Annotated in this window: 9 protein-coding genes, 1 tRNA gene and 2 rRNA genes; 9 read left to right on the forward strand and 3 right to left on the reverse strand. The window is 61.5% G+C overall.

Annotation, left to right across the window (positions count from 1 at the left end; all coding sequences use genetic code 11):
• The first annotated feature begins 352 nt into the window (after positions 1-352).
• The 3 genes from EN824_RS12915 (at position 353) to EN824_RS12925 (ending at position 3,736) form a co-directional block, all read left to right on the forward strand.
• A 23S ribosomal RNA gene (locus EN824_RS12915) occupies positions 353-3,162 on the forward strand.
• 204 nt (positions 3,163-3,366) lie between these two features.
• A 5S ribosomal RNA gene (rrf, locus tag EN824_RS12920) occupies positions 3,367-3,481 on the forward strand.
• A gap of 178 nt (positions 3,482-3,659) precedes the next feature.
• A tRNA-Met gene (locus tag EN824_RS12925) sits at positions 3,660-3,736 on the forward strand.
• A gap of 367 nt (positions 3,737-4,103) precedes the next feature.
• On the opposite strand, the gene EN824_RS12930 is transcribed toward EN824_RS12925, so the two are convergent.
• Positions 4,104-5,021: a LysR family transcriptional regulator gene (locus EN824_RS12930; protein ID WP_135932365.1), complete on the reverse strand. Its 918-nt coding sequence runs from the start codon at positions 5,019-5,021 to the stop codon at positions 4,104-4,106.
• A 140-nt stretch (positions 5,022-5,161) separates the two neighbouring features.
• Between EN824_RS12930 and EN824_RS12935 the strand changes: the two genes are divergently transcribed.
• Complete coding sequence (locus EN824_RS12935) at positions 5,162-5,800, forward strand: DsbA family protein (protein ID WP_127279804.1); 639 nt, start codon at positions 5,162-5,164, stop codon at positions 5,798-5,800.
• A gap of 40 nt (positions 5,801-5,840) precedes the next feature.
• The gene (locus EN824_RS12940) at positions 5,841-6,452 is read left to right on the forward strand and encodes an NAD(P)-dependent oxidoreductase (RefSeq protein WP_127872303.1); all 612 of its coding nucleotides are present in this window, start codon (positions 5,841-5,843) and stop codon (positions 6,450-6,452) included.
• 217 nt (positions 6,453-6,669) lie between these two features.
• Here EN824_RS12940 and EN824_RS12950 read toward each other — a convergent pair whose 3' ends face one another.
• A complete protein-coding gene (locus EN824_RS12950; protein WP_135932366.1) occupies positions 6,670-8,115 on the reverse strand; it encodes an ROK family protein in 1,446 nt (481 codons plus the stop codon).
• 34 nt (positions 8,116-8,149) lie between these two features.
• Positions 8,150-9,058 (reverse strand): tagatose-bisphosphate aldolase, encoded by a 909-nt coding sequence (locus EN824_RS12955; RefSeq protein WP_135932367.1) that lies wholly within the window; start codon positions 9,056-9,058, stop codon positions 8,150-8,152.
• 280 nt (positions 9,059-9,338) lie between these two features.
• On the opposite strand from EN824_RS12955, the gene EN824_RS12960 reads away from it, so the two are divergent.
• The 4 genes from EN824_RS12960 (at position 9,339) to EN824_RS12975 (ending at position 13,567) form a co-directional block, all read left to right on the forward strand.
• On the forward strand, positions 9,339-10,244 hold the full coding sequence (locus tag EN824_RS12960; RefSeq protein WP_135865860.1) for a sugar-binding transcriptional regulator: 906 nt from the start codon (positions 9,339-9,341) through the stop codon (positions 10,242-10,244).
• A gap of 433 nt (positions 10,245-10,677) precedes the next feature.
• Complete coding sequence (locus EN824_RS12965; RefSeq protein ID WP_096457947.1) at positions 10,678-11,655, forward strand: ABC transporter substrate-binding protein; 978 nt, start codon at positions 10,678-10,680, stop codon at positions 11,653-11,655.
• A 102-nt stretch (positions 11,656-11,757) separates the two neighbouring features.
• Positions 11,758-12,819 carry a ribose ABC transporter gene (locus EN824_RS12970; protein ID WP_135932368.1) on the forward strand — a complete coding sequence of 354 codons (1,062 nt, stop codon included), beginning with the start codon at positions 11,758-11,760 and terminating at the stop codon, positions 12,817-12,819.
• Positions 12,812-13,567: an ATP-binding cassette domain-containing protein gene (locus EN824_RS12975; protein ID WP_127279898.1), complete on the forward strand. Its 756-nt coding sequence runs from the start codon at positions 12,812-12,814 to the stop codon at positions 13,565-13,567. Before EN824_RS12970 ends, EN824_RS12975 begins: the two co-directional genes overlap by 8 nt.
• Positions 13,568-13,581 lie beyond the last annotated feature (14 nt).

Genomic DNA, 13,581 nt, shown 5'->3' on the forward strand with positions numbered 1-13,581 from the left:
GTAGAGATGGTGAGAAAAAGTCATTCGTAATAAGAGTTTGCGGCGAGCGTCATGCTCTCCGCCTGTTCTGTTTGACATCGTAAAGAGAAGATTTGTTCGAACTTCATGATCTGAAAGGATCGTGATTTGTCGCAAGGGACGCTCAATCCCTTGCATATGATGGGTTTGCCTAACCGCACCCTCGAACCGATCTCGAGAAGCTGGTCTTTTTGTGCCAATGACATCGAATTGGATCCCGCACAGGATCCGGTTCAGGCGACAATTCCTTCGGAATTGCGCGGACGCTAACCCCTCAAGGGTGGCTGAAGCGACAATCCTTCGGATTGCGCGGGTGGGCATTGGCAATGAGAACGATCAAGTGTCTTAAGGGCAATTGGTGGATGCCTTGGCATGCACAGGCGATGAAGGACGTGATACGCTGCGATAAGCTACGGGGAGGTGCGAATACCCTTTGATCCGTAGATTTCCGAATGGGGAAACCCACCTAAGGTACTTGGAAAATCAGAGCAGCCAGAAGGTCGCAAGGCCGACTTGCTGCTGTGGTTTCCAAGTATCAGATATAGGTAACTTATCCTGAATACATAGGGATAAAGTGGCGAACGCGGGGAACTGAAACATCTAAGTACCCGTAGGAAAGGACATCAACCGAGACTCCGGAAGTAGTGGCGAGCGAACCCGGACCAGGCCAGTGGCGATTGAGAGACAAGCGGAACCTTCTGGAAAGTAGGGCCATAGTGGGTGACAGCCCCGTACGCGTAATGCAATCAATCGTCCTCGAGTAAGGCGGGACACGTGAAATCCTGTCTGAAATTGGGGGGACCACCCTCCAAGCCTAAGTACTCGTGCATGACCGATAGCGAACTAGTACCGTGAGGGAAAGGTGAAAAGCACCCCGACAAGGGGAGTGAAAGAGTACCTGAAACCGATTGCCTACAAACAGTGGGAGCCCGCAAGGGTGACCACGTACCTTTTGTATAATGGGTCAGCGACTTAGTGTGACGAGCAAGCTTAAACCGCTAGGTGTAGGCGCAGCGAAAGCGAGTCTGAACAGGGCGTTCAGTTCGTCGCATTAGACCCGAAACCGAGTGATCTAGCCATGAGCAGGTTGAAGGTAAGGTAACACTTACTGGAGGACCGAACCCATAACTGTTGCAATAGTTCGGGATGACTTGTGGCTAGGGGTGAAAGGCCAATCAAACTCGGAAATAGCTGGTTCTCCGCGAAATCTATTTAGGTAGAGCGTCGACCGAATACCCCAGGGGGTAGAGCACTGGATGGGCTAGGGGTCCTCACCGGATTACCAAACCTAACCAAACTCCGAATACCTGGGAGTACTAGTCGGCAGACACACGGCGGGTGCTAACGTCCGTCGTGAAAAGGGAAACAACCCTGACCTACAGCTAAGGTCCCCAAGTTATGGCTAAGTGGGAAAGGATGTGAGGATCCCAAAACAACCAGGATGTTGGCTTAGAAGCAGCCATCATTTAAAGAAAGCGTAACAGCTCACTGGTCTAAATAAGGGTCTTTGCGCCGAAAATGTAACGGGGCTAAAGCCATACACCGAAGCTTAGGGTTCGTAGCAATACGAGCGGTAGCGGAGCGTTCTGTAAGCTGATGAAGCCATACCCGTGAGGGGTGGTGGAGGTATCAGAAGTGCGAATGCTGACATGAGTAACGTAAGGGGAGTGAGAGACTCCCCCGCCGAAAGACCAAGGGTTCCTGCTTAAAGCTAATCTGAGCAGGGTTAGCCGGCCCCTAAGACGAGGCGGAAACGCGTAGTCGATGGGAACCACGTTAATATTCGTGGGCTTGGAGGTAGTGACGGATCATTGAGGTAGTCCAATCTTATCGGATTGAACGGGCTGCTGCGTGGTTCCAGGAAATAGCTCCTCCTTATAAACCGTACCCGAAACCGACACTGGTGGTCTGGTAGAGTATACCAAGGCGCTTGAGAGAACTATGCTGAAGGAACTCGGCAAATTGCACGCGTAACTTCGGAAGAAGCGTGACCCTTTTCCACGCAAGTGGAGGAGGGTGGCACAGACCAGGGGGTAGCGACTGTTTATCAAAAACACAGGGCTCTGCGAAGTCGCAAGACGACGTATAGGGTCTGACGCCTGCCCGGTGCTGGAAGGTTAAGAGGAGGGGTGCAAGCTCTGAATCGAAGCCCCAGTAAACGGCGGCCGTAACTATAACGGTCCTAAGGTAGCGAAATTCCTTGTCGGGTAAGTTCCGACCTGCACGAATGGCGTAACGACTTCCCCGCTGTCTCCAGCATAGACTCAGTGAAATTGAATTCCCCGTGAAGATGCGGGGTTCCTGCGGTTAGACGGAAAGACCCCGTGCACCTTTACTATAGCTTTACATTGGCATTCGTAGTGGCATGTGTAGGATAGGTGGTAGGCTTTGAAACCTGGGCGCCAGCTCAGGTGGAGCCACCCTTGAAATACCACCCTTATTACTATGGATGTCTAACCGCGGCCCGTTATCCGGGTCCGGGACAATGTATGGTGGGTAGTTTGACTGGGGCGGTCGCCTCCTAAAGAGTAACGGAGGCGCGCGATGGTGGGCTCAGAACGGTCGGAAATCGTTCGCTGAGTGCAATGGCATAAGCCTGCCTGACTGCGAGACTGACAAGTCGAGCAGAGACGAAAGTCGGTCATAGTGATCCGGTGGTCCCGCGTGGAAGGGCCATCGCTCAACGGATAAAAGGTACGCCGGGGATAACAGGCTGATGACCCCCAAGAGTCCATATCGACGGGGTTGTTTGGCACCTCGATGTCGACTCATCGCATCCTGGGGCTGGAGCAGGTCCCAAGGGTATGGCTGTTCGCCATTTAAAGCGGTACGTGAGTTGGGTTCAGAACGTCGTGAGACAGTTCGGTCCCTATCTGCCGTGGGTGTAGGAATATTGAAAGGATCTGTCCCTAGTACGAGAGGACCGGGATGGACGGATCTCTGGTGGACCTGTTGTGGCGCCAGCCGCATAGCAGGGTAGCTATATCCGGACGGGATAACCGCTGAAGGCATCTAAGCGGGAAACCCACCTTAAAACGAGTATTCCCTGAGAACCGTGGAAGACGACCACGTTGATAGGCCGGGTGTGGAAGAGCGGCAACGCTTGAAGCTTACCGGTACTAATAGTTCGATCGGCTTGATCGTTCTCATTCCTTATGTCCATCTGACTTCGTCAGATGGTTTGTTCTCACTCACGCTTGTTCCGCCCTTCGGGCGGCGCTACGTGGGTGCGGCGCACAAGCGCCGACGGTCGGTCGACCTTGCGAAGCTTCGCTTCGAAAGGCGCCAGGCTAAAAGAACTCCAAAGGCACAAAAAAACAGCTTCTCGAATAACGTGCGTTTTGCCGACCTGGTGGTTATGGCGGAGCGGCTGCACCCGATCCCATTCCGAACTCGGCCGTGAAACGCTCCAGCGCTGATGGTACTTCGTCTCAAGACGCGGGAGAGTAGGTCGCTGCCAGGTCTGCTAAACGCACGTTTTATGTGTCACATCCTACTTTCCAAAAATCGAAACCGGTTTTTGGGTCGAGGCGATGAAATCTTCTCTGAACATGGCCCGCCAACGGGAAACACGGGCCGCGTCAGCGGCCCTTTCATTTGGCGGACAAACCTCTCGCAAGCTCTCGCTTGCAAATCGGTGGCGCGGGGTGGAGCAGCCCGGTAGCTCGTCAGGCTCATAACCTGAAGGTCACAGGTTCAAATCCTGTCCCCGCAACCAAATACAAATGAGCCCGCCATCGTGCGGGCTCTTTTGTATTTTGCCGTGGTCGCCGGCGATTCGAACCTGTCATCAGCGGCCCGCAAGCAGGCCTTGCCGACGCAGCAGGACCGATAACTCAAATCCTATCCCCAAAACCAAATTAAACCGCCCGCCAGAATCAAACCCGGCGGGCCGTTTTGCGTTCGAACCAGAGATCAATCCGCCCCCCAGGCGAGAACAAGCCCGCGACGCACAACAAACAAATCCCACCGACCAAAACAATCCATACAAACGCCCGTAGCAATCGCCGCGGGCGTTTTGTTTTTGGGAGATGGCATAACCGCTTTAATGTAAGTCATTCCTGACCTTCCGCGGCGGTCACATCTCACAGCATCGCGCTGCCGCGCGATCGTTTTTTCTCGGCGGCGGCGAGCAGGTCTACAAATACGCGTACCTTGGCGGGCCTGAACCTTGCCGGCGGAAAGACGGCGTGGATGCCGCCGGTGGGCAAGGCCCATTCGGCAAAGACCGGCACCAGCCGTCCTTCGGCGATATCATCGCTGACGCTGTAGTCGGGAAACACACCCAGCCCTATGCCGGCAAGCACGCAGGCGTGGGCGGCCGGGCTCTTGTCGCATGTGATGACCGGATTGAGCTCGGTCAGCACCTTGTCACCATTCCTGGAAAACAGCCATTGGCCGACACCGCGAAGCTGGGCGTTTCCGACCCAGGCCAGCGATCGCGCCTGGCGCGGGCTCACACCCTGCGGCAGGCTCGCGGCGAGGGCAGGACTTGCCACCACGATCTGCCGTATCGTGCCCAGGCGCCGCGCCTGGTTCGAGGAATCGGCAAGCCAGCCGACGCGGATGCCGAGGTCGATCTGCTCGTCGACCAGATTGCTTACCGCATCGTCGAAGATCGCCTCGACGCGCATATGCGAATAGGTTTTCAGATAGGCGGCGATGACCGGCGCAACGATCTTCGTGCCGTAGTCGAGCGGTGCGGTCAGTCTCAGCATTCCCGCCGGTTCGACGCCACCGCGCGAAATCTCGCCATAGGCGGCTTCCGCTTCCCGCAGAATGATCATTGCACGGTCATAGAAGAGGCGTCCCTCTTCTGTCGGTGTGACGCGGCGCGTCGTGCGTCGCATGAGAGACGCGCCCAGTTCTTCCTCGAGCTTGCCAATCTGATGGCTGACCACGGCTTTGGCGACGCCAAGTCGGTCGGCTGCCGATGTGAAGGACCCGGTCTCCATCACGGTGGTGAAGTAAATGAGTCGATTGAGGTTCAGCAGGTCGGCCAAAGTGATCGCTTTTGTCTGATTGGATCAGACAGTTTGTATTATTGGTAGCCATTTATCGCAAGACCGCCCGCTGCCACATATGGGCCAGGACATTTGACGGTCAGGTCGCGGGGAGCCCCGCCAACGGACATCAGGCAATCATGCGCAACTCAGGCGTGACTTACCTTTTCGATCCGCTCTGCGGTTGGTGCTACGGCGCCACCCCAATGCTGGACAAATTGATGGCAGGCGGCGTGCGCGTCGAATTGCTGGCGACCGGCCTGTTTTCCGGCGCCGGCGCGCGTCCGATGGATGAGGGGTTTGCCGCCCATGCCTGGGCCAACGATCAGCGTATCGAACGTCTGACGGGACAGCCGTTCACGCAGGCTTATCAGCGCAACGTTCTAAACGTTCGTGGCACTCTGCTGGACTCCCATACCGCCACGCTCGCCATCAGCGCCGCAGGCCTGGAAGATCCCGGCCGGCGGCTGACCGCGCTGAAGGCGATCCAGCGGGCACGCTATGTCGACGGCCGCGATATCGTCACCGCCGGCGGTGTCGCCGAGGTGCTCTCCGCCGCTGGCATGGCGGATGCGGGCGAGTTGCTGGCGGCGCCAACGGAGCGGCTGCTGACGGCTCACCGCGAACTGGTCGGTCGCGGCCGCGCGTTGTTCCAGCGCTTGCATGCCAATGGCGTGCCTTCGCTGGCGGTCATCCGCAACGAAGCGCCCCGGCTCATCGGTTCGAACGCGCTGTTCGGCAGCTTCGACAATCTCGTCGCCCATATCGCTGCGGCCTGATCTCCACCCAATCAGCCTCCAACAGGAAATGGAAGAAGACATGGCAAAAGTTGCTCTTATCGGCGCCTCCGGCGCCGTCGGTTCGCGCCTGCTCAAGGAACTCTCCGACCGTGGCCATACGGTCACCGGCATCGCCCGCAGCCCGGAAAAGATCGCGGCGCTGCCCGGCGTGACCGCCAGAAAAGGCGATGTCTTTGACAGGCAAGGTCTCGCCGATTTGATCCGCGGACACGACGTGGTGATCAGCTCGGTGCATTTCCTGGACAGCGACCCCGATACGTTGATCGCCGCGGTGCGTGACTCCGGCGTGAAGCGGTATCTCGTCGTGGGCGGCGCGGGCAGTCTCGAAGTCGCGCCCGGCAAGCGGCTGGTCGACACTCCCGAATTCCCCGAGATCTACAAGGCCGAAGCACAGAAGGGCGCCGACTTCCTGGATAAGCTCAAGACGGTCGGCGATCTCGACTGGACGCTCCTGTCGCCTTCGGCCCTGTTCGTCCCAGGCGAGCGCACCGGCAAATACCGTCTCGGCAAGGACACGCTTCTCGCCTCGGACAAGGGCAGCAGCATTTCCTTCGAGGACTATGCCATCGTCCTGGTCGACGAGATCGAGAAGCCGGCGCATGTCAGGCAGCGCTTCACCGTCGGCTATTGATACAGCGCTGCGCAAGTGACGAGCGTCGCAAAGTGACCGCTCGTCATCTTCGCTAGTCCTCAGGCTGGAAACGCGGGCCGGCGATTGCCGTGATGACCGAGATCATGGATGCCATGAGGCTGAAGCGGCGGCGCGGCGGCATGCCGAATCCGCCTGGCAGATCGCTCGCAGGACGCTTCCGCTGCCGCCGGCATGACCGGTGCTGGCACCGAGCGACTCAGGCGTCGCTGGCCAAGGTCGCGCGCAGCCATGCGGTCATGGCATCGAAGTCGATCGGCCGCGTGGTGTCGACGTCGAACAGCGGTCCGCGCCGCAGCGGTTCGGCGCGTTTGGCCAGTTCAATCAGTTCAGGGATGTAGGCAGCGCCGGGATGGCCGGGGAGGCGCTGGCCGAGCCTGGCGCCATAACGTTCGGCCAGAACCTCGCCGGGCGCGTGGCACCAGATTTCGACGGTATGTTCGACGCCGGCCCTGCGCAGATGATCCTCGAGCACTTGCCGCGGCTGGAAACCGAACCAGGCATCGACGATGAAGGTGCTGCCGGCCGGGGCGTCGCCGACCAGCGACCAGATTGCCTGGTAGCTGGCGCGGCCCAGCGTGCGGTTGAATTCGCGATCGGCGCCGCCGAGCACTTCGAGGAACGGGTTCTTGACCGTGTCGAGTGCAAGCAGCGGCCATCCCATGCGGTCGGCGATGCCGCGTGACACGGTGCTCTTGCCGCTGGCCGGGATGCCGTTGACGAGCACGGCGCGTCTGGCGCGACCAAGGTTAACGGAAAGCGATGTCGATGCCGGGGCCGAAAGCGCCTGGAGCCCGGCGCCGATCACACCGGCATCGTCGCCGAGCTGTGCCGGTTCGACCGGGCATTGGTACCAGGGCGCCAGCGCCGGCGCGTGGCCGAGCGCTCTGTGTGCCGCGAGGCCAAGCCCACCGCCAAGCAGGACGACATCGGGGTCGAACATGGCGACGGTGGTATCGATCGCCGCGCGCAGCGGCCTTGCCCAGGCTTCCAGTATGCTGCGCGCCTCGATATCGCCGGCCACGTCGCGAGCAAAGAGCTGGTCGACCGAAACGTCAGGCCCAAAGCCGGCGCGCGCGATGTGGCGGCCAAGCGCCGTGCCGGAACTGGTGGTTTCGACACAGCCGCGCCGCCCGCAGGCACAGACCTCGCCGTCGACGTCGACGGTGATGTGGCCAAGTTGCCCCGCCGTTGCCCGGCCGCGCATGATCCGTCGGTTCTGGGCGACGGCGCCGCCAATGCCGGTGCCGATGGTGAACATGGCGATGTTGTCGTGGCCCCGGCCGGCGCCAAGGGCCATCTCGGCGGCCAGCGCCATGTTGCAGTCATTGTCGAGGACAACAGGCTTGCCGGTCATGCTTTCCAGCCGCTGCGCGAGCGCGACCGAGGCAAGGTTGACGTAACCTCCCGACAGGACAGCGCCGCGGCGCGCGTCGACGCGTCCGGGAACACCGACGCCGATGGCCGCCACGTCGGGCGTATCGAGAAGGCGCACCATGTCGGCGATGCGGCCAAGCACCAGTTCCGGGTCGGGTGCGCTTTTCTCGCTGAGGCGTTTGAGGATTTCACCCGTGCCCGAGATGCGGGCGGCACGCAAATTGGTGCCGCCGATATCGATCCCTATGGCCATCGACTTATGTGGCATGATGTCCTGCACGTGCCGGTGATCCAACGGAATGTCAGGCGGCGGCCTTTTGCCGATAGTGCCCGATCACCGCCTGGATCTCGCGCAATCGCGGCACCGCGATGGTCTTAAGCCTTTCGCGCTGAATGTCACGGTCGAGCGAGATACAGTCCTTCCACAGTGAACGGCCGGCGATCACGCCGGAGGCACCATTTTGCATGGCGATCTCGACCTGGCCGAGGAAGGTGGCGTGGTTGACGCCAGCTGAAAGTACCGCCCACGGCACTTCGCCGGCCATTTTTGTGATATTGGCACAGGCTTCCGGCGTTCCGGGGTAGGGAAGCTTCAGCACCTTTGCGCCGCATTCCAGCGAAATCCTGGTACCTTCCTCGACCAGCCAGGGTGTCTTGGCCGCATAGGCTTCCGGACTTTCTCCGTCGAGCTGATAGGTCAGGAATTCGACGACGAGCAGCAGGTCCTCTTTGCCGAAGTCGGTAATGCACTGGCGCAGCATGGCGATGTTGTGTTCGTTGGCCTGCGGCTTGTCGGCCCTGAGATAGACCATGATCTTGCCGCCCGTGCCGCCGAGTTCGCGCACACGCCGCGCGTCGATGCCGGGAACCAGCCGCGACAGGCGGTAGCCTTCCGGCGAAAGGTCGAACCCGGACGCGTCGAGGCCGATGAGGAGTGCGGTATCCCGGTTGAGCACGCCCTCGTCGACCACTCTCGGCACCGCGCAGAGCGGGTCGAGCAGCACGCAGGACGCAGCGCTTGCGAGGTAGCGCGTGATGTCGGCCTTGGTGTCGCCGAGCATGTCGTTGGTGATCCTGGCCTGGTCCGCGGGATCCGACGCCAGCAAGGTGCGCATGCCGCCGCGCTGGTCGCAAGCGATGGCCACCATGGCGCCGTCCTTGCCGCATATCTGCTGGTAGCCGCGCAGTTCCGCGGTGGTCATCTTCGTCATGGTTTTCTGTCCGATGTTGGCGCTCTCTCGCCGAGGCGCTGATCCCGTGGAAACAATGGTCAGTTTGCCTGCCTGCCGGCAGGAAGATTTTGCCGCCTGATGCATCGCCGGCTGCCAGTACAAGCAGCCTTGCCGGCGCGTGGCCTGGTATGGCCCTCAAGTTGCGAGTTCACCGGATTTGCGCGATAACTCCCATCGGCGTATACGTGTGTAACACGTTGCTGAAAGGAATTGCAAGCTGTCTGTTCCCTCCGTCCAGGACGCGACCGCATCGCGCACGATGCTGCACACGGTTGCAAAGCTGCACTATGTGGAGGAGATGTCGCAGGTCGACATAGCGCGGCAGCTCGGTGTCTCCACCGCGACGATTTCGCGCTTGCTGCAGCGGGCGCGGGCCGAGGGCATCGTGCGCATCGAGGTCATCGACCTGGCGACGCCGGAGGATATCACCAGGCAACTGGTCGACGGGCTGAAATTGCGGGATGCCGCGGTTGTCGAGACGCCGGCGGCGGGTGGGTTGACGGCGCTTTCCGCCCCGCTTGGCGCTTTGCTCAGGCAGGCGCAGCTGGTTGCCGGCTCCGTGGTCGCCATCGGTTGGGGGCGCGCCGTGCGCGAGGTCATCCGATCCGGCCTGCCGCGTATGCCGGGCGTGCTGACAGTGGCAGCAACCGGCGGCATGCAGCAGCACGCGGCGCATTTCCAGGTCAACGAATTCGTGCGGCTTGCCGCGGAGGAGTTCGGCGGCACACCGCGCTTCATCCACGCCCCCTATTTGCCGTCGAGCGAGCTGCGTGAGGTCTTCCTGCGCGACGCCGCCATCCGCGACGCCGTCGCCTTGTGGGAGAGAACCGATGTGGCCATCGTCGGCATCGGCCTGCCGCACGCCATAAACGCGCCCGAGGCGAGCGCCGCCACGCCGAGCGAGCAGGCGCTGGTTCACGCGGCCGGCGACGTGCTGCGTCATTACTTCGATGCAGAAGGCGCCCTGATCGCCTGGGAAGGGGAGAGCCGGATGATCGCCATGTCGCCGGCGCAGCTTCGCGCCGTGCCGCTGGTGATCGGCGTCGCCGCCTCGCCTGAGAAGGCGACGGCAATCATCGGCGCCGTTCGTTCCGGGCTCATCAACACGCTGGTGACGGATACCAAGACGGCGCAGGCCGTCCTCGCGGTTCTTGCAACGCGATAGCGGCAGATATGCCGGACGGATGCCGCGCCGTGGCGCGGAGAGAAGCCGTTGCGAAATCGATTGTATCGCCGTGGAGTCGGGACGATAGTTCCCCCGGGGCTCCGAGGAGCAGTCGGATGGTGTCTGGAAAAGCCTGCGTTGCCGTCTCGGAAAAACCGAGTTGCAATTTATTTCTGCAAAGTGTTACAAATTGCGGATCCGGCGTGCAGGGCATGCCGGGCGCCGTGGTTGCCTGACGTCGCGGAGGCGAGGAAAGCGAGCACGGCGATTGTGCCGGTCGGCTGGCCGGCTGACAGACTGGAGGGCGCTTGGGAGGAGCTGCCCGCGAAAGGCAAACAGGCGTTCCCGGCCGTCGGCATCCTGCCCCCGCGCGGATGACGGCCATTCCAATGTCACCGCAAACGGCAGAATTGCCAACAATGAGGAGGATGTCATGAAGAAGATCGTTGCCGCGCTCGCGGCGCTTGCCGTCAGCGCGACGGTGCTGATGGCGCCCGCGCAGGCACAGGACAAGAAATACACCATTGCGCTCATTCCGGGTCTCACCACCGATGGCTTCTACATCACCATGCGCAAGGGTGCTCAGGCGGCTGCCGATGCGCTCGGCGTGAACCTGGTCTTCCAGGGTGCTCCGGACTTCAACCCGGTCACCCAGGTGCCGGTGCTCGACGCAGTCATCGCCAAGAAGCCGGACGCGATCCTGATCGCGCCGACCGACAAGGTTCAGCTGGTGGAACCGCTGCGCAAGGCCAATGATGCCGGCATCCCGGTCATAACCGTCGACACTTTCATCGGCAGCGGCGTTTACCAGACGGGTGCCGGCGACGCCGATTTCCCGCTGGCCTACATTGCCTCGGACAATGTGCTGGGCGGCGAGATCGCGGCGCGGGCGCTGGCCACCGCCATTGGCGACAAGGGCAAGGTCTATGTATCGAACGTCAAGCCCGGCATTTCGACCACCGACCAACGCGAAGAAGGCTTCAAGAAGGAGATGGCCAAGCATACCGGCATCACCGTTCTGGAGACCCAGTTCAATGACGACGACGCCAACAAGGCGGCCTCGCAGTTGCAGGCTGTCTTCGCGCGCAATCCCGATCTCGTCGGCGTGTTCGGCGCCAACCTGTTCTCGGCGCTCGGCGCCGCCAACGGCGTCAAGCAGGCGGGACAGACGGGAACCGTCAAGGTGGTTGCCTTCGATGCACCGACCAGCATCGTCGACAACATCAATACCGGCCTCGTGGACGTGGCAATCGCCCAGCATCCGGCCGAGATCGGCTATTACGGCGTCGTTTCGGCCTACGCCCACCTGACCGGCCATTCGATCCCGGTCACGATCGGCACCGGCTTCACGATCATGGACAAGTCCAACATCGCGGACCCGAACATCTCGAAGTATCTCTACTCCGAGTAAGCCCAGACGAGCTTGGCTCCTCCCGGTTTTGCCGGGGGGAGTTCGCGCCGGGTCCCGCAAAAGGCGGGGCCTGTTTGAAGGCAGCCGCGCCGCGGAGTATTCATGACCTCGACATCAGTAGCCCAGCCTGCCGAGAAGCATGTCGCCCCCCAGGCCGATCATGGCGATCCGGCCAGGAGCCTGATCGGACGCATCGCCGAAGGGCGCGCCTGGCTGTTCCTTGCCGGCCTGATCATCTGTTTCGAGATATGGTCGAGATACGCCTTCGGCGCGACGTTCGTGCTCAACCCGTTCAACCTGCAATCCATCGCGATCTTCGCGATAGCGCCGCTGCTGCTGGCGACCGGCCAGACCTTCGTCATCATTTCAGGCGGCATCGACCTGTCGCTCGGCTTCATCATGGGCCTTGCCGCAGTCGTTGCCGCGCATGCCACCAATATGGCGGGCGCCGCCATTCCCTTGCCGCTGGCCATGCTCGCGGGCATCCTCGCCGCCGTGATCGTTGCCGGTGTGCCCGGCATCATCAATGGTCTGCTGATCTCACGCCTCAGGGTGCCGCCGTTCATCGGTACGCTCGGCATGTTCGGCGTCGCGCGCGGCGTTGCCTTCCTGCTTGCCGGCGGCACCACGGTGCCGGTGCAGAATTCTTGGTTCGCGCTGCTCGGCAACGGCAAGTTCTATGGCGTGCCCTATCTGGTCATGATCGCTGCCGTCTTCGTCATCGGCATGCACTACCTGCTCAGCCAGACGCGGTTCGGCCAGCACAATTATGCCATCGGCGCCAATGTGCAGGCGGCGCGGCGCGCCGGCATCGATATCAGGGGCCACATATTGCGGCTCTATGTGCTGTCGGCGATGTGCGCCGGCCTTGGCGGGGCGCTCTACGCAGCGCGCTTCACCGCCGGTGCGGCACAAGCCGGCGAGCCGCTGCTGCTCGACAGCGTCGCGGCGGTGGTGATCGGCGGCGCCAGCCTGTTCGGCGGCTCCGGCACGATCCTGGGCACGGTCGCCGGCGCGCTGGTGATCGCGGTCATCCAGTACGGGCTGGTCTTCGTCAATGTCGAGCCGTTCTGGCAATTCATCGCCGTCGGCGTCGTCATCATCATTTCCGTGCTCATAGACCAGGCGCAGCGCCGGTTCAGTGGAGGCCGCCAGGATGAATAGCACCGACCAGAACACCCCCTTGCTCGAAGTCCGCAACCTGTCCAAGCATTTTGGCGCCGTGCGTGCACTCAGCGATTTCTCCATGGCCGTGCGGCCGGGCGAAGTGGTGGCGCTTGCCGGCGACAATGGCGCCGGCAAGACGACGCTGATCAAGGCGATCTCGGGCGTGTTCCAGCCGACGGGGGGCGAAATCCTGCTCGGTGGCCAGCCAGTGGCTTTCGCGACGCCGCAGGAGGCGCGCGAAAAAGGCATCGAGACGATCTACCAGGATCTGGCTCTGGCCGACAATCTGTCGATCGGCGCCAACATCTTCCTTGGCCGCGAACCGATGCGCAAGGCGTTCGGCTTCCTGCCGGTGCTCGATCGCAAGGCGATGGCAGAGGCCGCCAGGGAGACGATGAAGCGGCTCGATTTCCATGTCAGCCGGATGAACGCCCCGGTCAGCAATTTCTCCGGCGGCCAGCGCCAGGCCGTCGCCATCGGCCGCGCCGTCTACTGGGATGCGCAGATCCTGATCATGGACGAACCGACGGCGGCATTGGGCGTGCCGGAGCAGCGCAAGGTGATCTCGCTGATCCACCAGCTCAAGGCGCAAGGACGCGGCGTGATCTTCATCTCGCACAATCTGCAGGACATCTTCGCGGTTTCGGACCGCATCGTCGTGCTGCGGCGCGGCGTTCAGGCCGGCGAGCGCAAGATTTCGGAGACCAACCATGATGAGGTCGTCAGGCTGATGGTCGGGGGATAGGCGGGTTCTCTCAG

Origin of the sequence: Mesorhizobium sp. M8A.F.Ca.ET.181.01.1.1 (assembly GCF_004792025.1) — a bacterium.
Taxonomy (GTDB): domain Bacteria; phylum Pseudomonadota; class Alphaproteobacteria; order Rhizobiales; family Rhizobiaceae; genus Mesorhizobium.